This window comes from Streptomyces viridiviolaceus, from assembly GCF_014650995.1.
GTDB classification, from domain to species: Bacteria; Actinomycetota; Actinomycetes; order Streptomycetales; family Streptomycetaceae; genus Streptomyces; species Streptomyces viridiviolaceus.
This window is the reverse complement of sequence record NZ_BMWA01000023.1, coordinates 85,605-106,486: the sequence shown is the minus strand read 5'-3', so window position 1 is coordinate 106,486 and position 20,882 is coordinate 85,605. Positions and strand designations below refer to the sequence as shown.

Below are 20,882 nucleotides of genomic sequence, written 5' to 3'. Positions count from 1 at the left end.
GTCGGTCCCGGGCGCCCTCGCTCGTCCGTCGCGTTCCCCGTTACGGCAGGTTGCGCGCCATGACGATGCGCTGGACCTGGTTCGTGCCCTCGTAGATCTGCGTGATCTTCGCGTCGCGCATCATGCGCTCCACCGGGTAGTCACGGGTGTAGCCGTAGCCGCCGAGCAGCTGGACGGCGTCCGTGGTGACCTCCATCGCGACGTCCGAGGCGAAGCACTTGGCGGCGGCGCCCTGGAAGGTCAGGTCGCTGTCGCCGCGCTCGGACTTGGCGGCGGCGGCGTAGGTCAGCTGGCGGGCGGCCTCTATCTTCATGGCCATGTCGGCGAGCATGAACTGGACGCCCTGGAAGTCGGCGATCGGCTTGCCGAACTGCTTGCGCTCCTGGACGTAGCCCTTGGCGTAGTCGAGGGCGCCCTGGGCGATGCCGAGGGCCTGGGCGGCGATGGTGATGCGGGTGTGGTCCAGCGTCTTCATCGCGGTGGCGAAGCCGGTGCCCTCCTCGCCGATCATGCGGTCGGCGGGGATGCGGACGTTGTCGAGGTAGACCTCGCGGGTCGGGGAGCCCTTGATGCCGAGCTTCTTCTCCGGCGCGCCGAAGGAGACGCCCTCGTCGGACTTCTCGACGACGAAGGCGGAGATGCCCTTGGAGCGCTTGGCCGGGTCGGTGACCGCCATCACCGTGTAGTACTCGGAGACGCCCGCGTTGGTGATCCAGCGCTTCACGCCGTTGAGGACGTAGGTGTCGCCGTCGCGGACGGCCCTGGTCTTCATGCCGGCGGCGTCGGAGCCCGCGTCGGGCTCGGAGAGGCAGTACGAGAACATCGCGTCGCCCTTGGCGAGCGGGGTCATGTACTTCTTCTTCAGCTCCTCGGAGCCGGAGAGGATCACCGGCAGGGAGCCCAGCTTGTTCACGGCCGGGATGAGGGAGGAGGAGGCGCACACGCGGGCGACCTCCTCGATGACGATCACCGTGGCGAGCGCGTCGGCGCCGGCGCCGCCGTACTCCTCGGGGACGTGCACGGCGTGCAGGTCGTTCGCGACCAGGGCGTCGAGGGCCTCCTGCGGGAAGCGGGCCTCCTCGTCCACCGCGGCGGCGTACGGCGCGATCTTCGCCTCGGCCAGCGAGCGGACGGCGTCGCGGAGCATGTCGTGCTCCTCGGACGGGCGGTACAGGTCGAAGTCAGCCGATCCGGCCAAGGTCTCTCACGCTCCAAAAAGCAACGATGCTGGCGCTAACTACTGTTAAGTAACCCAAATTTTAGGGCTCGGCCGCTTCGGTGAACAGGTGAGCTTGACGACAGTCGGCCGGCCGCAGGGAAGCTGCCCGCCGAGGCCCCTTCGCATGCCCCGGCTATGCTCGGGCCCGCACCTCCGCCGTACACCTCTGGAGCACCCATGGCCCTCAAGATCACCGTGATCGGCACCGGCTATCTCGGCGCGACCCACGCGGCGGCCATGGCCGAGCTCGGTTTCGAGGTGCTGGGCCTGGACGTGGTGCCCGAGAAGATCGAGATGCTCCAGCGGGGCGAGGTCCCGATGTACGAGCCGGGCCTCGAGGAACTGCTGCGGCGGCATGTCGCGGGGATCGAGGGGTCCAGCGGGCGGCTGCGCTTCACCACCGACTTCGCGGAGGTCGCGGCCTTCGGCGACGTGCACTTCCTGTGCGTGAACACGCCGCAGAAGCACGGCGAGTACGCCTGCGACATGAGTTACGTCGACTCCGCGCTGGCCTCGCTCGCGCCGCACCTGAAGGGGCCCGCGCTCGTCGTCGGCAAGTCGACCGTGCCCGTGGGCTCCGCCGACCGGCTGGCCGCCTACCTCGCCGAGCACGCTCCGGCCGGCGGCGACGCCGAGCTGGCCTGGAACCCCGAGTTCCTGCGCGAGGGCTTCGCCGTGCAGGACACCCTGCACCCCGACCGGATCGTGGTCGGGGTGCGCAGCGAGCGGGCCGAGAAGCTGCTGCGGGAGGTGTACGCGACGCCGGTGGCGGAGGGCTCGCCCTTCGTCGTCACCGACTTCCCGACCGCCGAGCTGGTGAAGACCTCGGCGAACTCCTTCCTCGCCACCAAGATCTCCTTCATCAACGCGATGGCGGAGGTCTGCGAGGCCGCGGACGGCGACGTCGCCAAGCTGGCCGAGGCCATCGGGTACGACGACCGGATCGGGAAGAAGTTCCTGCGGGCCGGTATCGGGTTCGGCGGCGGCTGCCTGCCCAAGGACATCCGGGCCTTCATGGCGCGCGCCGGAGAGCTGGGGGCCGACCAGGCGCTGACGTTCCTGCGCGAGATCGACTCCATCAACATGCGCCAGCGCGGCCAGATGGTGGAGCTTGCCCGGCAGGCACTGGGCGGCGGCTCCTTCCTGGGCAAGCGGGTCGCGGTGCTGGGCGCCACCTTCAAGCCCGACTCCGACGACGTCCGGGACTCGCCCGCGCTGAACGTCGCGGGGCAGATCCACCTCCAGGGCGGCCAGGTGACGGTGTACGACCCCAAGGGCATGGAGAACGCCCGGCGGCTGTTCCCCACCCTCGGCTATGCCGACTCGGCGCTGGAGGCGGTGCGGGGCGCCGACGTCGTGCTGCACCTGACGGAGTGGCGGGAGTTCCGCGAGCTGGACCCGGAGGACCTGGGCGAGGTCGCGGCGGCCCGGGTCGTCCTGGACGGTCGCAACGCCCTGGATCCGGAGGTGTGGCGGCGGGCCGGATGGACGTACCGCGCGATGGGGCGGCCGACGGCCTAGGGCCCGGCGAAGAGGCGGACGCCGGTTCGGCCGAGGCTCAGTCGGCCGAACCGGCGTCCGTCTGCATTGTGCACCACCGGGCGCGTCGGCGACCGGTGAACCCCCGGGGCACTACCCACCCTTGGCCCGGTACCGGCGCATCTTCGCGCGTGCCCCGCACACCTGCATCGAGCACCAGCGCCCCCGTCCGGCGGGACTGCGGTCGTAGTACGCCCAGTGACAGTCGGCGGCCTCGCACGCCTTCAGCCGGGTCCAGGTACCCGCGACCAGGGCCTCGGCGACGGCCGCGGCGACGCGGGAGGGCAGGGGGCGGGCGTCGGCGGGGACGAGCGCGGCGGAGCCGTCGGCCATGTCGGCCGTCAGCACCAGCGGCGCCCGTGCCAGCAGCTCGCCCAGCGGGGTCACCGCACGGTGCGGCGGGTGGCCGGCGTGGGCGAGCAGGGCCGCCCGCAGGGACTCCCGCAGTTCCCGTGCGGCGGGCACCTCGTCCTCCGTCAGCCCGAAACGCGCCCGGCCCTCCGGTGTGTCGAGCCGGTCGCCGCCCGTCTCGATGTCCAGCGTGTTCACCAGGGACTGGACCAGCTCCAGGCCCCCCGGCGCGGGCGATCTGTCACTCATGCTTGCGACGTTACCGCCAATGCGGGAGCATGCAGTAACCGTTACTGGTTACCCGCATCTTGCCGGTAACCGCGGACTTCGAGGAGGAAGTCATGGCTGTCGCCGAACTGGGCGTCGTCGTCCTGGACTGTCCCGACCCCCGCGCCCTGGCCGGTTTCTACTCCGAGGTCCTCGGCGGCTCCGTCGAGGACCAGGGCGAGTGGGTGGACCTGAGGCTTCCCGGCGGTCAGGCACTGGCCTTCCAGGAGGCCCCCGGCTTCGTACCGCCGAAGTGGCCGGCGCCCGACCACTCCCAGCAGTTCCACCTGGACCTGACCGTGCAGGACCTGGACGCGGCCGAGAAGGCCGTGCTGGAGCTGGGGGCGAAGCCGCTGGACACGGCGGACCGCTCGCGGAGCTTCCGGGTTTACGCGGACCCGGCCGGGCACCCGTTCTGCCTCTGCGCCTGCTGACACCGGGAGGACCCTGGCATGGCATCCGTGGCACGTTTTCGTTCCGTCGTCCTCGACTGCCCCGAGCCCCGCGAACTGGCCCGTTTCTACGCGCAGGTCGCGGGCGGCACGCCCGAGGAGGAGGACCCCGACTGGGTGGTGCTCCAGGTGCCCGGCGGGCCGCGCCTGGCCTTCCAGCGCGCACCGGGTCTCACCCCGCCGGAGTGGCCGCGCTCCGACCGCAACGCGCAGCAGTTCCACCTCGACTTCGACGCCGGGTCGACCTGGGAGGAGATCGACGCGGCGCACGAGAAGGTGCTGGCGCTGGGTGCCCGTCCGCTGGACCTGGAGGACCGGGAGAAGAAGGACTTCCAGGTGTACGCCGATCCGGCCGGGCACCCGTTCTGCCTCTGCCGGATCGAGCACGCGTGAGGCGGTGACGGCTAGCCGTCGAGGTCGGCGATCGTCGCCCGCGACGGCTCCCGGCGCAGCTGGGCAGCGCGGGCGGTGAACGCCGCGTCCCGCAGCACGCGCTGGACGTTCCCCCAGGTCAGCAGGGCCACGTCGGACTCGGCCCAACCTCGCCGCAGCAGCTCGGCGATGAGGCGCGGGTAGCAGGAGGCGTCGCCCAGCTCCAGCGGGTGGGCGGCGCCCGTGTCGTACGTGCCGGACAGGCCGACGCAGGCGGGGCCGGCGACCGTGCGGACGTGGTCGAGATGGTCGGCGACGTCGCGGACGGTCGGGCCGGTCTGCTCGGCGGTCAGCGGCACCATGCACAGGCCGCCGGCCGCGCCCAGCTCGACGAGCAGGTCGTCGGGGAGGTTGGCCGGGTGCGGACGCAGGGCACGGGCGGCGGACCGGGTGCACAGCACGGGCGCCTTGGACACGGCGAAGGTGCGCCGGACGGTCTCCGCGGAGGCGCCGGAGAGGTCGGCGAGGACGCCGAGCCGGTTCATCTCACGGACGACCTCCTCGCCGAACCGGGTGAGCCCCGCCTCGCTCGCCCAGCTCGCGCCGGTGAGCGTCAGGACGCGCAGGCCGAGGGCGTGCAGACAGCGCAGGACGCCGAGGCTGTCGCCGAGGGCGGCCGCTCGGGCGGGGCCGGGCACGACGGCGACGCGGCCGCAGTTGCGGGCGTCGGTGGTCTGTCCGGCGTCGTGGGCCAGGCGCAGGCCCTCGGGATGGGTCCGGACGACCGACTCGAGCAGGTCCAGTTGCTCCAGGGTGGCTCCGACGGCCCGGTCGCCGTCGATGCCGTCGGGCAGGTGCAGCGACCAGAACAGGGCGCCGACGTGGCCTTCGCGAAGCCGGGGCACGTCGGTGTCGAAGGAGTACTCGCCGAGTTCCAGGTCGTACGAGGGCAGGGGTCCGAGCACCCGGGGCAGGCCGCAGCAGCCGTCGGCGACCGGGTGGGCGGCGAGCACGGCGTGGGCCCGCGTCAGCGGCTCGTCGTGGTCGGAGACGGGCGCGTACGGCTCGGGCGGAAAGACCTCGGCGGGCAGCCGCACGGACAGGTCGTCGAGCTCGCCGGCCTCGGCGCTGGTGTGCAGGTCGTCCTGGAGATCTGCCATGACGCGGGCTCCGTACGGTCGTCGCGGGTTACCGCCACCGTCGCACGGAGCGCAGGGCGCTTCCTGGTGGGTGGAGCGTTCGGGGGTAGGTGCGTTCGGGCCGCGGCCGCCGCGGTCCTCAAGTCCGACGGGTATCCGCGGGCGTGCCCGCCCGCGTCCGCGGAGAGGGCAGGCGCCCGTCCGGCCGTCGATCAGTCCCACGCCGGCGAACGACCGCCACCGCCCGCCCCGCGGACGACGACACCGGCCCGCCCGTTCAGCGGCCCCGGGCCGCCTCGATCACCTCGTCCAGCGTCTCCCGGGAGCGGACCAGGTCGGCGATCGTGCGGTCGATGCGCTCGCGCTCGGCGGCGAGGTCGGCGACCAGGCGGGGCGTGGCGACGGCCGAGGGGCCGCCGTCGGTGTCCCGCATGCACGGCAGCAACTGCGCGATCTTGCTGCTGGACAGCCCGGCCGCGAACAGTTCCTGGATCCGCACCACCCGGTCGACGGCCGACTCCGGGTACTCGCGGTGGCCGCCGGGCGTACGCTCGGCCGCGAGCAGCCCCTGCTTCTCGTAGTAGCGCAGCGACCGTTCGCTGACGCCCGTGCGCCCGGCCAGTTCGCCGATCCTCATCCGCCGCCCCCAGGACTTGATTCTGACACCAGTGTCAGGTTCTAGCGTACGGACATGTCGCAGACAACAGACCTCTTCGCATCCGCCGCCCTCGGCCCGCTGACCCTCCCCAACCGTCTGGTGATGGCCCCGCTGACCCGCAACCGGGCCGAGGCCGACGGCACCCCGACCCCGCTGATGGCCACCTACTACGCCCAGCGCGCCTCCGCCGGTCTGATCATCGCCGAGGCCGCGACACCCAACGCGGTCGGGCAGACGTACCCCGACATCACCGCGATCCACACCCCGCGGCACGTGGCGGGCTGGCGGCAGGTGACCGACGCCGTGCGGGACGCCGGCGGCCGCATGTTCCTGCAGCTCCAGCACGGCGGCCGGGTCGGCCACCCCGCGACGAGCGGGCTGACGCCGGTGGCGCCCTCGCCCGTGCCGCTCCCCGGGACGATCTTCACGCCGGACGGCCACCGGCCGGCCGTCGTACCGAGGGAGATGACCGTCGAGGACATCCGCGGCACCGTCGCCGACTTCGCGCGCGCCGCCCGGCGCGCGCTCGACGCCGGGTTCGAGGGCGTGGAGGTGCACTCCGCCAACGGCCACCTCCTGCACCAGTTCCTGGCCGCCAACACCAACCGCCGCACCGACGGCTACGGCGGTTCGCTCACCGCGCGGATCCGGTTCACGGCCGAGGTGGCCGAGGCCGTGGCCGCCGAGATCGGGGCCGAGCGGGTGGGGCTGCGGGTCTCCCCCGGCAACACCGTCAACGGCATCGCGGAGGGCGAGACGGAGGAGATCTATCCGGCGCTCGTCGAGCGGCTCGGCGGGCTGGGACTCGCCTACCTGCACCTGGTCTTCGCCGACCCGGACGCACCGGTCTTCCACAGGATCCGCGCCGGGTGGCCGGGGACACTGGTCGCCAACCCGGTGCTCCAGGAGATGTCCGGCCCGGCGATCGAGGAGGCGTCCGCACGGCTGCTGAACGCGGGGGCCGACCTGATCGCCCTCGGCCGGCCGTTCCTCGCCAACCCCGACCTGGTGACCCGGCTGCGCCTGGGCGCGCCCCTGAACCAGGTGCGCGAGCGCTACCTGATGTACGTGGGCGGGGCGACCGGCTACACCGACTACCCCGCCCTCGGCGACGGGGCCGCTCAGCCGTCCAGTGCTTCGAGCGTCGCGTTGGACGGCCCCCGCGTGGCCTGAAGGTCTCGGGCGACGTCCTCGGCGGCGCCCAGCACCCGTACCGCGTTCTTCCAGGTCAGCTTGGCCAGGTCGGCCTTGGACCAGCCACGGTCGAGCAACTCGGCGATCAGGTTCGGGTAACCGGACACGTCGTTCAGGCCGTCCGGGGTGAACGCCGTGCCGTCGTAGTCGCCGCCGATGCCGAGGTGGTCGACGCCGGCGACCTCGCGCATGTGGTCGAGGTGGTCGGCGACCGTGGACACGGTGGCGACGGGGCGCGGGGTGCGCTCCTCGAAGGCGCGGTGGACCTTCATCGCCTCGGGGCTGGTGTCCAGGTGGTGGAAGCCGTGCGCCCGCATGTTCTCGTCGGCGGCGGCCGTCCAGTCCACGGCCGCCTGGAGCACGAACTTCGGCACGAACGTCACCATGGCCATGCCGCCGTTGGCGGGCAGGCGCTCCAGCACGTCGTCGGGGATGTTGCGCGGGTGGTCGCAGACGGCCCGCGCGGAGGAGTGCGAGAAGATCACCGGGGCCGTGGACGTGTCCAGCGCGTCCCGCATGGTCGTCGCCGCCACGTGCGAGAGGTCGACGAGCATGCCCTCGCGGTTCATCTCCCGCACGACCTCGCGGCCGAAGGCCGACAGGCCGCCGACGCCGGGCTCGTCGGTCGCCGAGTCCGCCCAGGCCACGTTGTCGTTGTGGGTGAGCGTCATGTAGCGCACGCCGAGCGCGTACAGGGCGCGGAGCGTGGCGAGGGAGTTGTCGATGGAGTGGCCGCCCTCGGCGCCCATCAGCGACGCGATACGGCCCTCCGCGCGCGCCGCCTCCATGTCGGCGGCGGTCAGGGCGGCACGCAGGTCCTCGGGGTGACGGGCGAGCAGCTGCCGTACGCAGTCGATCTGCTCCAGCGTCGCCGGCACCGCGCCCGGCAGGTCCGAGCGCACGTACACCGACCAGTACTGCGCGCCGACGCCGCCCGCGCGCAGCCGGGGGATGTCGGTGTGCAGGTGGGCGGCCTGGTCGCCGGCGATGTCGCGGGCGTCGAGGTCGTAGCGCACCTGCTCGCGCAGGGCCCAGGGCAGGTCGTTGTGACCGTCGACGACGGGGAACTCCCGCAGCAGCTCGCGGGCCTGGTCCAGTGACGTCATCCCCGTCACTTCCCGAAGCCGAAACCGGCCGCGGATCCCTCGACCTTGGACCGCAGCCGCTTGCCCTTCTCGGTGGCCTGGTCGTTGAGGTCCTGCTGGAACTCGCGCATCCGCGTCAGCAGCTCCTCGTCGTGGGCGGCGAGGATGCGGGCGGCGAGGAGACCGGCGTTGCGGGCACCGCCGACGGAGACGGTCGCGACGGGTACGCCTGCCGGCATCTGCACGATCGACAGCAGCGAGTCCATGCCGTCGAGGTACTTCAGCGGCACGGGCACGCCGATGACCGGCAGCGGGGTGACGGAGGCGAGCATGCCGGGCAGGTGGGCGGCGCCTCCGGCCCCGGCGATGATCGCCTTCAGTCCGCGTCCGGCGGCCTGCTCGCCGTACGCGATCATCTCGTGCGGCATGCGGTGCGCGGAGACGACGTCGACCTCGTAGGCGATCTCGAACTCGTCGAGGGCCTTGGCGGCGGCCTCCATGACGGGCCAGTCGGAGTCCGACCCCATGACGATGCCAACAACAGGGCTCATTCGGTGATGGTGCCTCTCAGGTAGCCGGCTGCGTGACGGGCGCGCTCCAGCACGTCGTCCAGGTCGTCGCCGTAGGTGTTGACGTGGCCCACCTTGCGGCCGGGCTTCACGTCCTTGCCGTACATGTGGATCTTCAGCTGGGGGTCGCGGGCCATGCAGTGCAGGTACGCGGAGTACATGTCCGGGTAGTCGCCGCCGAGGACGTTGACCATCACGGTCCACTTCGCGCGCGGGCGCGGGTCGCCGAGGGGCAGGTCGAGGACCGCGCGGACATGGTTGGCGAACTGGCTGGTGATCGCGCCGTCCATCGACCAATGGCCGGAATTGTGCGGGCGCATCGCCAGCTCGTTGACGAGGATGCGGCCGTCGCGGGTCTGGAACAGCTCGACGGCGAGGTGACCGACGACGTCCAGCTCCTTGGCGATGCTGAGCGCCATCTGTTCGGCCTCGAGGGCCAGGGCCTCGTCGAGGTCGGGGGCGGGCGCGATCACCGTGTCGCAGACGCCGTTCACCTGCCGGGACTCGACGACCGGGTAGGCGACCGCCTGACCGTGCGGGGAGCGTACGACGTTGGCGGCGAGCTCGCGGACGAAGTCGACCTTCTCCTCCGCGAGCACGGGCACACCGGCGCGGAAGGGCTCGGCGGCCTCCTCGACGGAGTCCACGACCCACACGCCCTTGCCGTCGTAGCCGCCGCGGACGGTCTTGAGGACGACCGGGAAGCCGTCCCCCTCCGCCGCGAACGCGGCCACGTCCTGCGGATCGCTCACGATCCGGTGCCGCGGGCAGGGCACGCCGATCGCGTCGAGCTTCGCCCGCATCACGCCCTTGTCCTGGGCGTGCACCAGCGCGTCGGGCCCTGGGCGCACGGGTATGCCGTCCGCCTCCAGGGCCCGGAGGTGCTCGGTGGGCACGTGCTCGTGATCGAAGGTGATCACGTCGCACCCGCGTGCGAAGTCGCGCAGCGTGTCGAGGTCGCGGTAGTCGCCGATGACGACATCGCTGACGACCTGCGCCGCGGAATCCTGAGGAGTGTCACTGAGAAGCTTGAACCTGATGCCCAACGGGATGCCCGCCTCGTGTGTCATACGAGCGAGCTGACCCCCGCCGACCATGCCGACTACCGGGAACGTCACACCCCTAGCGTATCGGCCGCGAGGAGCCCACCGGATTACCGGCCGTTCCGCCGGTCCTCTTCCCGCCCGTGGCCCCCGTCGGCAGGAAGATCGCGCGTGCGGGTGGTTAGCATGACTGGGTTGACGCCAACCGACGGACGGGGGCCTGCACGACCATGGGACATGGTTCCTCGGGGCCTCCAACGGCTCCCCCGGCACCCCGCGGCGCGGTGCGGCAGCGGGTCGACCGGCTGGTCCGCGAGGTCGTGAAGTTCGGCGCGGTGGGCGGCGCGGGGGTTCTGGTCAACCTCCTCGTGTTCAACCTGGTGCGGCACACGACCGACCTGCAGGTGGTGCGGGCGAGCATCGTCGCGACCGTCGTCGCGATCGTCTTCAACTACCTGGGCTTCCGCTACTTCACGTACCGGGACCGCGACAAGAGCGGGCGCACGCGCGAGATGTCGCTGTTCCTGCTGTTCAGCGCGGTCGGGCTCGTGATCGAGAACGGTGTGCTGTACACGGCGACGTACGGCTTCGGCTGGGACAGCCCGCTGCAGAGCAACATCTTCAAGTTCGTCGGCATCGGTCTCGGAACGCTGTTCCGCTTCTGGTCGTACCGCACCTGGGTCTTCCGCGCGCTGCCGGCCCGGGAGCCGGTGGTGCGGGCCGAGTCCTTCCCGGAGCACGAGCAGCCGGCGGCGGTCCCCGCGGCGGACGGCCGCCCCGCCCCCCGTCCCGCCGGAGCGACCCGGGTCGGCGCGGCCCGCAGGCCGTGACCCGCGGTCCAGGGCCCCGCCCGGAGTTCTGCGGCGGCTAGCGGACCGTCTCCCCCGTACCCGTCGACGCCTTCTTCGGCGGAGGGGTGCGGGACAGGAACAGGCCGAACACCGGAGGCTTGGCCTGCAGCAGTTCCAGGCGTCCGCCGTCCGCCTCGGCGAGGTCACGGGCGACGGCCAGGCCGATGCCCGTCGAGTTCCGTCCGCTGATCGTACGCTCGAAGATCCGCGCCCCCAGGTCGGCCGGGACGCCCGCGCCCTCGTCGGTGACCTCGACCACCGCCTGGTTGCCGGTGACCCGGGTGCGCAGGGCCACGGTGCCGCCGCCGTGCATCAGGGAGTTCTCGATCAGCGCGGCCAGCACCTGCGCCACCGCGCCCGGTGTGCCCACGGCCGTCAGGTGCCGCTTTCCGGAGCTGACGATGGCGCGTCCCGCGCTGCGGTAGGCGGGGCGCCACTCGGCGATCTGCTGCTGGATGACGTCGTCCAGCTCGAAGGTGACGGCGGAGCCGCTGCGCGGGTCGCGGGAGTTGGTCAGCAGCCGTTCCACCACGTCCGTCAGACGTTCCACCTGGGTCAGCGCGATCGTCGCCTCGTCCTTCACCGTCTCCGGGTCGTCGGTGAGGGTGATCTCCTCCAGCCGCATGGACAGCGCGGTCAGCGGCGTACGCAGCTGGTGCGAGGCGTCGGCGGCCAGCCGGCGCTCGGCGGTCAGCATCCTGGCGATGCGTTCCGCGGAGGCGTCCAGCACGTCGGCGACCCGGTCCAGCTCGGGGACGCCGTACCGCTTGTGCCTGGGGCGCGGGTCGCCGGAGCCGAGGCGTTCGGCGGTCTCGGCGAGGTCGGTGAGCGGGGAGGCGAGGCGGTTGGCCTGGCGGATCGCCAGCAGCACCGCGGCGACCACCGCCAGCAGCGCCACCAGGCCGATGATCAGCAGGGTGCGGCCGACCTCCCGGGTCACCGAGGACTTGGGCTCCTCGACGAGGACCGTCTCGCCCTCCTCCCCGGTGGCCTCGCCGCGGATGACGTCACCGGTCGGTTCGGTGCCCACCTCGATGACCGGCCGGCCGGGGATGCTGATCTCGGCGTAGCGGTTGCCCTCGACCTGTTGCCGCAGGACGTCCGCGTCGACGGTGCCCGTGCCGAGCAGGCGACTGTCCACGATGCTGGCCAGCCGGGCCGCCTCCAGGTCGACCCGTTCCTGGGCGGTGCTGCTGATCGTCCGGGTCTCGACGATGACCAGGGAGACGCCGAAGACGCCGATCACGACGAGTACCACGGCGAGCGTGGACTGGATCAGTCGACGGCGCATGTCCTCTTACCCGTTGTCACCCGTACTGCCCGTGTTGCCCATCATGCCCGTGACCGGCCCCCCGGGGGCTCAGTTCTTCTCGAAGCGGAAGCCCACGCCCCGCACGGTGGCGATGTAGCGGGGGTTCGCCGCGTCGTCCCCCAGCTTCTTGCGCAGCCAGGAGATGTGCATGTCGAGGGTCTTCGTCGACGACCACCAAGTGGTGTCCCAGACCTCGCGCATCAGCTGGTCGCGGGTGACCACCCGGCCCGCGTCCCGCACCAGGACCCGCAGCAGGTCGAACTCCTTGGCGGTGAGCTGGAGCTCCTCGTCGCCCATCCAGGCCCGGTGCGACTCGACGTCGATGCGCACACCGTGCGTGGCGGGCGGCTGCTGGGGCTCGGCGGCACCGCGCCGCAGCAGGGCCCGGACCCGGGCGAGCAGTTCGGCGAGCCGGAACGGCTTGGTGACGTAGTCGTCGGCGCCGGCGTCCAGACCGACGACGGTGTCCACCTCGTCGGCGCGCGCGGTCAGGATGAGGATCGGCACGGTGTGGCCTTCGGCACGCAGCCGGCGGGCGACCTCCAGGCCGTCCATGCCGGGCAGGCCGAGGTCCAGCACGACCAGGTCGACGCCGCCCTGCATCCCGGCGTCGAGCGCGGTGGGTCCGTCCTCACGCACCTCGACCTCGTACCCTTCCCGGCGCAGTGCGCGGGCCAGCGGCTCCGAGATGGACGCGTCGTCCTCGGCGAGCAGTACACGGGTCATGAGCTGATGGTAGTCCGCTCGGAGCAACGGCCGAGGTGTGATCGACCAGGCCGCTTCTTACCTTCGGACATGCCGGACACCGGTTCCCGGCTGCCCCGTCGACCCCGGTGGGGAACCTGCGGCTGTGAGGTGCCATCCTGGAATGGACCTTCGAAAGATCGTCCGCGGTTCCCTCATCACCTGTGATCCGTGTCTCAAGTGCTTCCATACCGGGCGGTGTCCTGCCGTATGGTGAATCAACGCCTGTAGCACCACGGGGACCTTTGGCGGCTTCGACGCCGAAGGTCTCTTTTGTGTGCGGGCTGGTCCACGGCCAGCCTTGAAAGGAATGACCTGTGGCCGGGCCTCATGACGCGCAGCGACGCGCGCCGAGGCGTGGATCCCGGTGGTCGCCGTCCACCGCTTCGTGATCCGGAGCGGAATCCCTCAGGGCGTGGGGTGGACGGGCGAGGCCGCCGGTGCCGGCCGCCCCCACCGGGCGCGCATCGCCTCATGAGCGCGTCCCGACCAGCAAGGAACGACCATGGCGTCCAGCCTGACGAAGGACTCGGTCCACCCGGGCACCCCCGGTTCCGAGAAGACCTTCTTCGGCCACCCCCGCGGACTGGCCACTCTCTTCATGACCGAGATGTGGGAGCGTTTCTCCTACTACGGCATGAGGGCCCTGCTCCCGCTGTACCTCGTGGCCCCGGGCGGCCTGGGCCTGAGCGCCGGCACCGCCACCGCGATCTACTCGGTGTACCTCTCGCTGGTGTACCTGCTCACGATGCCGGGCGGCTGGTTCGGCGACCGTGTGTGGGGCCCCCGCAAGACCGTCGCCGTCGCGGGCGGCATCATCATGCTCGGCCACCTCACGCTGGCGCTGCCGTCGTCCGGCACGTTCTACGCCGGTCTCGGCCTGGTCGCCATCGGCTCCGGTCTGCTGAAGGCCAACATCTCCACGATGGTCGGCCAGCTCTACGACGGCCCGGACGACCCGCGCCGCGACGGCGGCTTCACCGTCTTCTACATGGGCATCAACCTCGGTGCCTTCGCCGCGCCGCTGATCATCGGAACCATCGGTGAGAACGTCAACTGGCACCTGGGCTTCGCGCTGGCCGCGCTCGGCATGGCGCTGGGTGTGGCCCAGTTCCTGATCGGCAGCCGCAACCTCGCCCCGCACTCCAGCGTCGTGCCGAAGCCGCTGTCGGCCGCCGAGAAGACCTCGACGCTGCGCAAGGCCGCGTTCTGGGCCGCCGTCGCCGTCGTCTTCTACGCCATCGTCGGCTTCTCCGGCCACTACACGCTGAACTGGATCCTGGTCCCGCTGACGCTGCTCGGCGTGATCATCCCGGTGCTGGTGCTGACCCGCATCAAGCGGGACAAGGAACTGGACCGCGCCGAGCAGTCCAAGATGTCCGCGTACATCTGGTTCTTCGTCGCCGCGGCCGTCTTCTGGATGATCTACGACCAGGGCGGTTCGACCCTTTCGATCTTCGCCGACTCCTCGGCCGAGAACAGCGTCTTCGGCTGGGAGTTCCCGGTCTCCTGGTACCAGTCGGTCAACCCGGTCATCATCATGGCGCTGGCCCCGGTCTTCGCCACGCTGTGGCTGGCGCTCGCCCGGCGCGGCAAGGAGCCGAGCACGATCGTGAAGTTCTCGTTCGGCCTGGTCCTGGTCGGCGCGTCCTTCTTCCTCTTCTTGGCCCCGCTGGCGATCGCCGAGGGCGGTCACAAGGCGGCGGCGCTGTGGCTGGTGGCGATCTACTTCGTCCAGACCTGCGGTGAGCTGCTGCTCTCCCCGGTCGGCCTGTCGGTCACCACGAAGATGGCGCCGGTGAAGTACGCCTCGCAGATGATGGGCGTCTGGTTCCTGGCCGTCACCGCCGGTGACGCGACCACGGGTCTGCTGTCCATCGCCGGCGTCGACCTGAACAAGACGGGCATCGTCGCCGCGGAGGCCACGCTCGCCGTGGTCGCCGGTGTCGCGGTGTGGATGTACCGCAAGCGGGTCAAGGAGCTCATGGGCGACGTCCGCTGACGTCTGCCGGTCCGGCCTTGCCGACGGAGGGCCGCCGCATCCCTGGTGGATGCGGCGGCCCTCCGGGCGTTTGCGGGGACGTCCGCGCGCGGGAGAACGCCCGGCAACCCTGCGCGGGCTGCGGCGGAACGGCTCGGGTCGCCCGCCCGGCACCGCGGCAGCCGGCCAGGACCGGGCGTGCGCAAGCCTGACGGCCTTGCGCGACCGCGCAGGCCCGGGCACCCGGCGCGCCCACACCACCGGCCGCCGACCACGGCGTCCCGCACACCGGAACGGGGCGCTCCGGGCCCACGCGTGTGAGGACGGCCGACAACGCCGCTTGGACTCCCGCCGACACGACAACGGCCCCATGAAACGCCGAGGGGCCCCTACGCACACGTCCGGGCCACCACGGTGGCCACCTCAACGGGACGACAGCCAGCCCGGCCCCCGCACGTCCGAAGACGACCGACCACGCCGCAGCACCCCCGCCGACACGACAACGGCCCCACGAAACGCCGAGGGACCCCTACGCACACGTCCGGGCCACCACGGTGGCCACCTCAACGGGACGACAGCCAGCCCGGCCCCGCGCCTGCGAGGGCGGCCGACCCGGTCACGGGACTCGCGCGGGCACGACAACGGCCCCTCGGGATCCCGAGGGGCCGGGCGTTCGTGTGCTGACCGCTGGAGTCGGTGGCCTACGCGGGCGCGCCGAGTTCCGCCCAGACGGTCTTGCCCGCGACGCCCGGGGTCCGTACGACGCCCCAGTCCAGGCAGAGCCGCTGCACGATGAACATGCCGTGGCCGCCGGGGCGCCCGGCGCGGTGCGGGGTGCGGGGTGCCGGCTGGCCCGTGCCGCGGTCGGAGACCTCCAGCCGGATCACCTTCTTGTCGCAGGTGATCCACAGCTCGTCCGGCCCCTCGGCGTGCAGGCAGGCATTGGTGACCAGCTCCGACACGACGAGCAGGACGTCCTCGGCGGCGGCGCGCTGGTCGGCGGTGGCGGAGGGCAGCCAGCCCCAGGCGTACAGCGCCTGGCGGGTGAAGTCCCGGGCGAGCGGGACGACACCGCTCTGACCGTCGAAGCTCAGCCTGCGGACCTGCCGGCCGGCGGCGGGCGCGGACGGCCGGTCCGCGGTCCCCTGGGGCGCGCGGGCAGCCCCGGGGACGGCGGCTTGCCCCGCGGAGACGCCCGCCGCGGGCGGGCCTCCTGCGGGCTCCCCGGTCGCGGGTGCGCCGTCCTCGGACGCCCCGGAAGCGCCGCTGGGCTCCGGACCGCGGTCGCCCGGCGAGTAGGGCCGGGTGGTGCTCATCAGCGCTTCACCTCACCGATTCACCAGTTCACGTTTCAAAGTCGTACACAGTCAGTCACGCCGTACAGGAGTGCGGTCCACCCCGGCGTCCCGCCCGGGCAGCCGACAGGTTCAGGATGTCTCCTGCCCGAGCGGACCGACAGAACACCCCTGTATTGGGCAAGAAACACAGAGCCGGGGACGAACACCGGTCCCAGGGGCCGCACGAGACCCGTCTCCGGCCCGGCGTGGGGCGGTCAGTCGGACTCGTCGGACAGGGCCGCCTCAAGCGTGTCATGGACAGTGAAGACAGCCTCCGCCCCAGTGATCTCGAACACCCGCGCCACCACGGGCTGCATCCCCACCAGGTGCACGCCACCCCCTGCGGCCTCCGCCTTCAGCCGCGCGCCGAGCAGGACGTTGAGTCCTGTGGAGTCGCAGAACTCCAGGCGTGAGCAGTCGACGACGAGGCGGTTGAATCCCTTGGCGAGGCAGTCCTCCAGCGGCTCGCGCAACAGATCGGCGGTGTGGTGATCCAACTCACCCGCCGGAGTCACGACGGCACTGTGGCCCTCTTCCCGCACCTCCACCAGAAGCCGGCCCGACTGTGCGCTGCCGACCGTCCCGCGGTCCATGCCGTCTCTCTCTCCCGGGGTCGTGACTGCTGCTGACGCCCTCGAACACTACGCCTTCCCTACGCCCTTCGACACCCGAACAACCGCACACAAACGGACATACCCACACAGAACACACTTGCGGTGAGCTCGGTAAACCCGGTAGGGCTAGTAGGAACACGTAACCGACACGGCCGGCTTTGGAGGCGCCGCACACCGCAGTGCACGTACTGGCTTCGGCAGCCGTATGCCGAGAACGATGGAGGACATCATGTCACCCCGGCTCGACGGATCGCGTACCCACAAAGCGACGTCGACACCCCCTCCGGAACATCTGGATCCCATCGAGCACCATGACGCGGGCACCGACGTCGACGGCGCCCTCGCCGGGCTTCCGGACATCCCCGCATACGACGAGGTGGCTCCGGCCGACGCCCGGGCCCTGTCCAAGACCCTCTTCGAGCGGCTGGAATCGCTGGAGGAAGGCACCCACGAGTACTCGTACGTACGCAACACGCTCGTCGAGCTCAACCTCGCCCTGGTCAAGTTCGCCGCCTCCCGCTTCCGCTCGCGCAGCGAGCCGATGGAGGACATCATCCAGGTCGGCACGATCGGCCTGATCAAGGCGATCGACCGGTTCGAACTCTCCCGCGGTGTCGAGTTCCCCACGTTCGCGATGCCGACCATCATCGGCGAGATCAAGCGGTTCTTCCGCGACACCTCCTGGTCCGTGCGCGTCCCGCGCCGGCTCCAGGAACTCAGACTCGACCTGGCCAAGGCCGGCGATGAACTGGCCCAGCGGCTGGACCGCGCCCCGACGGTGGCCGAACTGGCCGAGCACCTGGGCCTGTCCAACGACGAGGTCGTCGAGGGCATGGCGGCGTCCAACGCCTACACCGCCTCCTCGCTGGACGCCCAGCCGGAGGAGGACGACGCCGAGGGCGCGCTCGCGGACCGCATCGGATACGAGGACCACGGCCTCGAAGGCATCGAGTACGTCGAGTCGCTGAAGCCGCTGATCGCCGAACTCCCCTCGCGGGACCGGAAGATCCTCTCCCTCCGGTTCGTCGCGGGCATGACCCAGTCGGAGATCGGTGACGAGCTCGGCATCTCGCAGATGCACGTCTCCCGGCTGCTGTCACGGACGCTGGTCCGGCTCCGCAAGGGGCTGACGCTCGAGGAGTGACCGTCACTCGGTGACGTCCGCCCGAGGGGGGCGGTCCGGCCGGACCGCCCCCGTGCTCCCCTCGCAGGGCCGCTTGTTACCCGCGGAAACTCCGGGAACCCCTTTTCTCCCCGGTCCCCTTCCACCACTATGGGCACGCCCAGACCGGCTGGTACGTCAGGACCGGGGGCGGCACGGTGTCGCGGCTGCGAGGAGGCGGGCGGATGACGCGGGGGGACGGGACCGGCGACGGCGACCGGGCCGGGGACGGAACGCACGCCGACGCCTCCGACGCGCGCCTGGCCGAACTGCTGCGCGCCCGGACGCCCACCGCGTACCCGGCGCTCCAGGAACTCCGCGCGCGGCACCAGCCCTCCGTCCTCGCCTACGCCCGCCTGTGCGCCGCCGGCGAGTCGGCGGCGCGGCAACTGGCCGCGCAGGCGTTCACCCTGGCGGCCCGTCAGACCGCCCGGGGCACCGATCCCGGCGGTCCGTGGCGGCACCACCTCCTGTTGCTGACCGGGCAGGTCGCCGCCGAGTGGGCGGCCGACGAACGGGCCGCCGCACTGGACCCGGGCCTGCTCCTCGTCCTCAACGCGGGCGGCACCGGCGACACGGGCGGCCCGGTGCCGACCATGCTCGCGCCGTTCCGCTCCCTGCCGCCCCGGGCCCAGGGCCTGATCTGGTACGGGGTGGTGGACCGGGAGCCCGCGGACCGCACGGCCTCGCTGCTCGGCCTCTCCCGCCATGACGTGACGTACGGCACCGGTCCGGCGCTGCAGGCGCTGGGCCAGGCCTGTCTGCGGTCCCGGCTGGGCGCCTCCGACGACCCCCGCTGCCCGGACTTCCGGCGGCTCATCGAGGAGTCGGTACGGCCCGACAACCCCCGCGAGAGCTCCGACCTGCACAGCCACATGACGACGTGCCCGCACTGCACGGCGGCCCACGAGGAGCTGTGCGCCCTGCGGGACGACCCGCGCACGGCCCTGGCCGAGGGCCTGCTGCCCTGGGCGGGCACGGCGTACGCGGTGCGCGAGCCGGCCGACCCGCACCCGACGTCCCCCGGCGCGCCCGGGCCGTGGCCGCCGTCCCGCCGTTTCGCGCTGGCCTCCGCGGCACTCGGCGTGGCCCTGGCTCCGCTGCTGGTCTTCCTGGTGTCCCAGGGCGGTACGCCGTCCCAGCGGCCGGCGGGCTCGGCGGCCACGCCGTCCGGCCCGCCGCCGGTGACGGTGACCGCGACGGTGTCCGCGGCGCCGCCCGCGCCCTCCCCGCCGGTCTCCGCGTCCCCGTCGGACGCCTCCTCCCCGTCCCCGACCCCGACCCCGACGCGCAGTCCGGCACCGTCGCGCACTGCCCGTCCCACGCCGCCGCCGGCGCGGGACGCCCCGCCGTTCCGGCCGCCGGACGGCTCGTACGCCCAGGTGGTGAACGTCGCCTCGGGCCGGTGCCTGGACATCCGCGACGGCGCCCTGGAGAAGGGCACGGACGTCGTCACGGCGCCCTGCACCTCCTCCCCCACCCAGCTGTGGCGGGTCGACGCCGGGCGCGGGGTGGTCCAGTCGTACGCCGACACCGACTACTGCCTGGACAGCCGCGGCTCCGTGGACCGGGGCGTCGGCATCTGGGAGTGCGACTCCGTCGACGGGCGCAACGGGCAGAACCTCCGGTTCGCGGTGGACGCACGCGGGGTGATCCGCCCGGGCATCGACCCGGAGCGTGCGGTGACGCCGGGCGGAGGCACGTCCGTGGTGCTGGTGACGGAGACGGAGCGGGCCGACCAGCGCTGGCGGGCGGGTTCCTGACCGGGCGCCGGCCAGCCGGTCACACCACCCGCACGCCCCGCCGCCACACCCCGGCGACCAGCGGTACGCCGGGCCGGTAGGCCAGGTGGACGTGGCTCGGGGCGTCGAGGAGGGTCAGGTCCGCGTACGCGCCCGGGGTGAGGCGGCCGATGTCGTCGCGGCGCAGCGCCGCCGCGCCGCCCGCCGTGGCCGCCCACACCGCCTCGTCCGGGGTCATCCCCATGTCCCGCACCGCGAGCGCGATGCAGAAGGGGACGGAGGAGGTGAAGGACGAGCCGGGGTTGCAGTCGGTGGACAGCGCGACCGTGACGCCGGCGTCGAGCAGGCGGCGGGCGTCGGGCCACTCGGCGCGGGTGGAGAACTCGGCGCCGGGCAGCAGGGTCGCGACCGTACGGCTGTTCGCGAGCGCGTCCACGTCGGCGTCGGTGAGGTGGGTGCAGTGGTCGGCGCTGGCCGCGTCGAGTTCGACCGCCAGCCGCACGCCGGGTCCGTGGGTGAGCTGGTTGGCGTGGATGCGGGGGTGGAGGCCCTTGGCCCTGCCTGCGGTGAGGATGGCGCGGGCCTGGTCGCCGTCGAAGGCGCCCTTCTCGCAGAACACGTCGATCCAGCGGGCGTGCGGGGCGCAGGCGTCGAGCATCTCGCCGGTGACGAGGTCGACGTAGGCGGCCGGGTCGTCGGCGAGCTCCGGGGCGACGATGTGGGCGCCGAGGTAGGTGACCTCGTCGGTGTGGCGGGCGGCGATGCGCAGGGCGCGGGACTCGTCGGCGACGGTCAGGCCGTATCCGGATTTGGTCTCGAAGGTGGTGGTGCCCTGCCGCAGTGCCTCCGCGAGGTAGCGGGTGAGGCCCGCCTCCAGTTCCTCGTCGCTCGCGGCGCGGGTGGCGGCCACGGTGGTGCGGATGCCGCCCGCGCCGTAGGGGCGGCCGGACATGCGGGCGTTGAACTCCTCGGTGCGGTCGCCCGCGAAGAGGAGGTGGGAGTGGGAGTCGACGAAGCCGGGCAGGACGGCCCGGCCTTCGGCGTCGAGGCGATTGTCAGTGGCGGGTGCTTTGCTTGATTCACCGGTCCACGCGATGCGGTCGCCGTCGATGACGACGGCCGCGTCCCGGACCAGTCCGAGGGGGGAGTTGTCACCGAGGGAGGGGTCGTTGGTGACCAGCGCGGCGATGTTGGTGATGACGGTGCTGCTGCTCATGGTGTCCGTCTCGTCCTTGGGGATACGGGGTTCGG

At 72.1% G+C, this 20,882-nt stretch carries 20 protein-coding genes; 8 read left to right on the top strand and 12 right to left on the bottom strand.

Annotated elements, in window-relative coordinates:
• Positions 1 to 40: 40 nt before the first annotated feature.
• Positions 41 to 1,198, bottom strand: coding sequence for an acyl-CoA dehydrogenase (locus IE260_RS29665; protein WP_268254947.1), 1,158 nt, complete (start codon positions 1,196 to 1,198; stop codon positions 41 to 43).
• A gap of 198 nt (positions 1,199 to 1,396) precedes the next feature.
• Between IE260_RS29665 and IE260_RS29660 the strand changes: the two genes are divergently transcribed.
• A complete protein-coding gene (locus IE260_RS29660; RefSeq protein WP_189877392.1) occupies positions 1,397 to 2,740 on the top strand; it encodes a UDP-glucose dehydrogenase family protein in 1,344 nt (447 codons plus the stop codon).
• Between the two features lie 111 nt (positions 2,741 to 2,851).
• Here the strand turns inward: IE260_RS29660 and IE260_RS29655 are convergent, their stop codons facing one another.
• Complete coding sequence (locus IE260_RS29655) at positions 2,852 to 3,358, bottom strand: CGNR zinc finger domain-containing protein (protein WP_189877390.1); 507 nt, start codon at positions 3,356 to 3,358, stop codon at positions 2,852 to 2,854.
• Positions 3,359 to 3,450: 92 nt separating this feature from the next.
• On the opposite strand from IE260_RS29655, the gene IE260_RS29650 reads away from it, so the two are divergent.
• Both IE260_RS29650 and IE260_RS29645 read left to right on the top strand, forming a co-directional pair.
• Entirely contained in the window at positions 3,451 to 3,810 is a 360-nt protein-coding gene (locus IE260_RS29650; protein ID WP_189877388.1) for a VOC family protein, read from the top strand.
• An 18-nt stretch (positions 3,811 to 3,828) separates the two neighbouring features.
• Positions 3,829 to 4,221, top strand: a complete 393-nt coding sequence (locus IE260_RS29645; RefSeq protein ID WP_188178704.1) for a VOC family protein — start codon at positions 3,829 to 3,831, stop codon at positions 4,219 to 4,221.
• Between the two features lie 11 nt (positions 4,222 to 4,232).
• Here the strand turns inward: IE260_RS29645 and IE260_RS29640 are convergent, their stop codons facing one another.
• Complete coding sequence (locus tag IE260_RS29640; RefSeq protein WP_189877386.1) at positions 4,233 to 5,360, bottom strand: dipeptidase; 1,128 nt, start codon at positions 5,358 to 5,360, stop codon at positions 4,233 to 4,235.
• A 256-nt stretch (positions 5,361 to 5,616) separates the two neighbouring features.
• Positions 5,617 to 5,976, bottom strand: coding sequence for a MerR family transcriptional regulator (locus IE260_RS29635; protein ID WP_189877384.1), 360 nt, complete (start codon positions 5,974 to 5,976; stop codon positions 5,617 to 5,619).
• A 54-nt stretch (positions 5,977 to 6,030) separates the two neighbouring features.
• On the opposite strand from IE260_RS29635, the gene IE260_RS29630 reads away from it, so the two are divergent.
• A complete protein-coding gene (locus IE260_RS29630) occupies positions 6,031 to 7,170 on the top strand; it encodes an alkene reductase (protein ID WP_189877382.1) in 1,140 nt (379 codons plus the stop codon).
• Here IE260_RS29630 and IE260_RS29625 read toward each other — a convergent pair.
• Genes IE260_RS29625 through IE260_RS29615 form a run of 3 tightly spaced genes read right to left on the bottom strand, consistent with a single transcriptional unit; the run spans position 7,119 to position 9,963 of the window.
• The gene (locus IE260_RS29625) at positions 7,119 to 8,297 is read right to left on the bottom strand and encodes a dipeptidase (protein WP_189877380.1); all 1,179 of its coding nucleotides are present in this window, start codon (positions 8,295 to 8,297) and stop codon (positions 7,119 to 7,121) included. The genes IE260_RS29630 and IE260_RS29625 overlap by 52 nt on opposite strands.
• Before the next feature lie 5 nt (positions 8,298 to 8,302).
• Positions 8,303 to 8,827: a 5-(carboxyamino)imidazole ribonucleotide mutase gene (purE, locus tag IE260_RS29620; RefSeq protein WP_189877379.1), complete on the bottom strand. Its 525-nt coding sequence runs from the start codon at positions 8,825 to 8,827 to the stop codon at positions 8,303 to 8,305.
• Positions 8,824 to 9,963 (bottom strand): 5-(carboxyamino)imidazole ribonucleotide synthase, encoded by a 1,140-nt coding sequence (locus tag IE260_RS29615; protein WP_189877377.1) that lies wholly within the window; start codon positions 9,961 to 9,963, stop codon positions 8,824 to 8,826. The genes purE and IE260_RS29615 overlap by 4 nt, the downstream gene beginning before the upstream one ends.
• A gap of 155 nt (positions 9,964 to 10,118) precedes the next feature.
• On the opposite strand from IE260_RS29615, the gene IE260_RS29610 reads away from it, so the two are divergent.
• A complete protein-coding gene (locus IE260_RS29610) occupies positions 10,119 to 10,718 on the top strand; it encodes a GtrA family protein (protein ID WP_189877375.1) in 600 nt (199 codons plus the stop codon).
• Positions 10,719 to 10,755: 37 nt separating this feature from the next.
• Here IE260_RS29610 and IE260_RS29605 read toward each other — a convergent pair whose 3' ends face one another.
• Together IE260_RS29605 and IE260_RS29600 are read right to left on the bottom strand one after the other, a co-directional pair.
• Positions 10,756 to 12,030 carry a sensor histidine kinase gene (locus IE260_RS29605; protein ID WP_189877373.1) on the bottom strand — a complete coding sequence of 425 codons (1,275 nt, stop codon included), beginning with the start codon at positions 12,028 to 12,030 and terminating at the stop codon, positions 10,756 to 10,758.
• A 69-nt stretch (positions 12,031 to 12,099) separates the two neighbouring features.
• Entirely contained in the window at positions 12,100 to 12,777 is a 678-nt protein-coding gene (locus IE260_RS29600; RefSeq protein ID WP_048819934.1) for a response regulator transcription factor, read from the bottom strand.
• A gap of 523 nt (positions 12,778 to 13,300) precedes the next feature.
• Here IE260_RS29600 and IE260_RS29595 point away from each other — a divergent pair.
• Positions 13,301 to 14,797, top strand: a complete 1,497-nt coding sequence (locus IE260_RS29595; protein WP_189877371.1) for an oligopeptide:H+ symporter — start codon at positions 13,301 to 13,303, stop codon at positions 14,795 to 14,797.
• Positions 14,798 to 15,477: 680 nt separating this feature from the next.
• Here IE260_RS29595 and IE260_RS29590 read toward each other — a convergent pair.
• Positions 15,478 to 16,092, bottom strand: a complete 615-nt coding sequence (locus IE260_RS29590; RefSeq protein ID WP_189877369.1) for an ATP-binding protein — start codon at positions 16,090 to 16,092, stop codon at positions 15,478 to 15,480.
• Positions 16,093 to 16,328: 236 nt separating this feature from the next.
• On the bottom strand, positions 16,329 to 16,706 hold the full coding sequence (locus IE260_RS29585) for an STAS domain-containing protein (RefSeq protein WP_189877368.1): 378 nt from the start codon (positions 16,704 to 16,706) through the stop codon (positions 16,329 to 16,331).
• A 238-nt stretch (positions 16,707 to 16,944) separates the two neighbouring features.
• Between IE260_RS29585 and IE260_RS29580 the strand changes: the two genes are divergently transcribed.
• On the top strand, positions 16,945 to 17,871 hold the full coding sequence (locus IE260_RS29580; RefSeq protein ID WP_189877366.1) for an RNA polymerase sigma factor SigF: 927 nt from the start codon (positions 16,945 to 16,947) through the stop codon (positions 17,869 to 17,871).
• A gap of 203 nt (positions 17,872 to 18,074) precedes the next feature.
• On the top strand, positions 18,075 to 19,652 hold the full coding sequence (locus tag IE260_RS29575; protein ID WP_189877364.1) for an RICIN domain-containing protein: 1,578 nt from the start codon (positions 18,075 to 18,077) through the stop codon (positions 19,650 to 19,652).
• A gap of 19 nt (positions 19,653 to 19,671) precedes the next feature.
• On the opposite strand, the gene hutI is transcribed toward IE260_RS29575, so the two are convergent.
• Positions 19,672 to 20,847 (bottom strand): imidazolonepropionase, encoded by a 1,176-nt coding sequence (hutI, locus tag IE260_RS29570; RefSeq protein WP_189877452.1) that lies wholly within the window; start codon positions 20,845 to 20,847, stop codon positions 19,672 to 19,674.
• Between the last annotated feature and the right edge of the window lie 35 nt (positions 20,848 to 20,882).

Excerpts from the sequence above, each read along its gene's own strand:
- IE260_RS29660 (WP_189877392.1), top strand. The coding sequence starts at position 1,397 with ATGGCCCTCAAGATCACCGTGATCGGCACCGGCTATCTCGGCGCGACC.
- IE260_RS29655 (WP_189877390.1), bottom strand. The coding sequence starts at position 3,358 with ATGAGTGACAGATCGCCCGCGCCGGGGGGCCTGGAGCTGGTCCAGTCC.
- IE260_RS29650 (WP_189877388.1), top strand. The coding sequence starts at position 3,451 with ATGGCTGTCGCCGAACTGGGCGTCGTCGTCCTGGACTGTCCCGACCCC.
- IE260_RS29645 (WP_188178704.1), top strand. The coding sequence starts at position 3,829 with ATGGCATCCGTGGCACGTTTTCGTTCCGTCGTCCTCGACTGCCCCGAG.
- IE260_RS29640 (WP_189877386.1), bottom strand. The coding sequence starts at position 5,360 with ATGGCAGATCTCCAGGACGACCTGCACACCAGCGCCGAGGCCGGCGAG.
- IE260_RS29635 (WP_189877384.1), bottom strand. The coding sequence starts at position 5,976 with ATGAGGATCGGCGAACTGGCCGGGCGCACGGGCGTCAGCGAACGGTCG.
- IE260_RS29630 (WP_189877382.1), top strand. The coding sequence starts at position 6,031 with ATGTCGCAGACAACAGACCTCTTCGCATCCGCCGCCCTCGGCCCGCTG.
- IE260_RS29625 (WP_189877380.1), bottom strand. The coding sequence starts at position 8,297 with ATGACGTCACTGGACCAGGCCCGCGAGCTGCTGCGGGAGTTCCCCGTC.
- purE (WP_189877379.1), bottom strand. The coding sequence starts at position 8,827 with ATGAGCCCTGTTGTTGGCATCGTCATGGGGTCGGACTCCGACTGGCCC.
- IE260_RS29610 (WP_189877375.1), top strand. The coding sequence starts at position 10,119 with ATGGGACATGGTTCCTCGGGGCCTCCAACGGCTCCCCCGGCACCCCGC.
- IE260_RS29605 (WP_189877373.1), bottom strand. The coding sequence starts at position 12,030 with ATGCGCCGTCGACTGATCCAGTCCACGCTCGCCGTGGTACTCGTCGTG.
- IE260_RS29600 (WP_048819934.1), bottom strand. The coding sequence starts at position 12,777 with ATGACCCGTGTACTGCTCGCCGAGGACGACGCGTCCATCTCGGAGCCG.
- IE260_RS29595 (WP_189877371.1), top strand. The coding sequence starts at position 13,301 with ATGGCGTCCAGCCTGACGAAGGACTCGGTCCACCCGGGCACCCCCGGT.
- IE260_RS29590 (WP_189877369.1), bottom strand. The coding sequence starts at position 16,092 with ATGAGCACCACCCGGCCCTACTCGCCGGGCGACCGCGGTCCGGAGCCC.
- IE260_RS29585 (WP_189877368.1), bottom strand. The coding sequence starts at position 16,706 with ATGGACCGCGGGACGGTCGGCAGCGCACAGTCGGGCCGGCTTCTGGTG.
- IE260_RS29580 (WP_189877366.1), top strand. The coding sequence starts at position 16,945 with ATGGAGGACATCATGTCACCCCGGCTCGACGGATCGCGTACCCACAAA.
- IE260_RS29575 (WP_189877364.1), top strand. The coding sequence starts at position 18,075 with ATGACGCGGGGGGACGGGACCGGCGACGGCGACCGGGCCGGGGACGGA.
- hutI (WP_189877452.1), bottom strand. The coding sequence starts at position 20,847 with ATGAGCAGCAGCACCGTCATCACCAACATCGCCGCGCTGGTCACCAAC.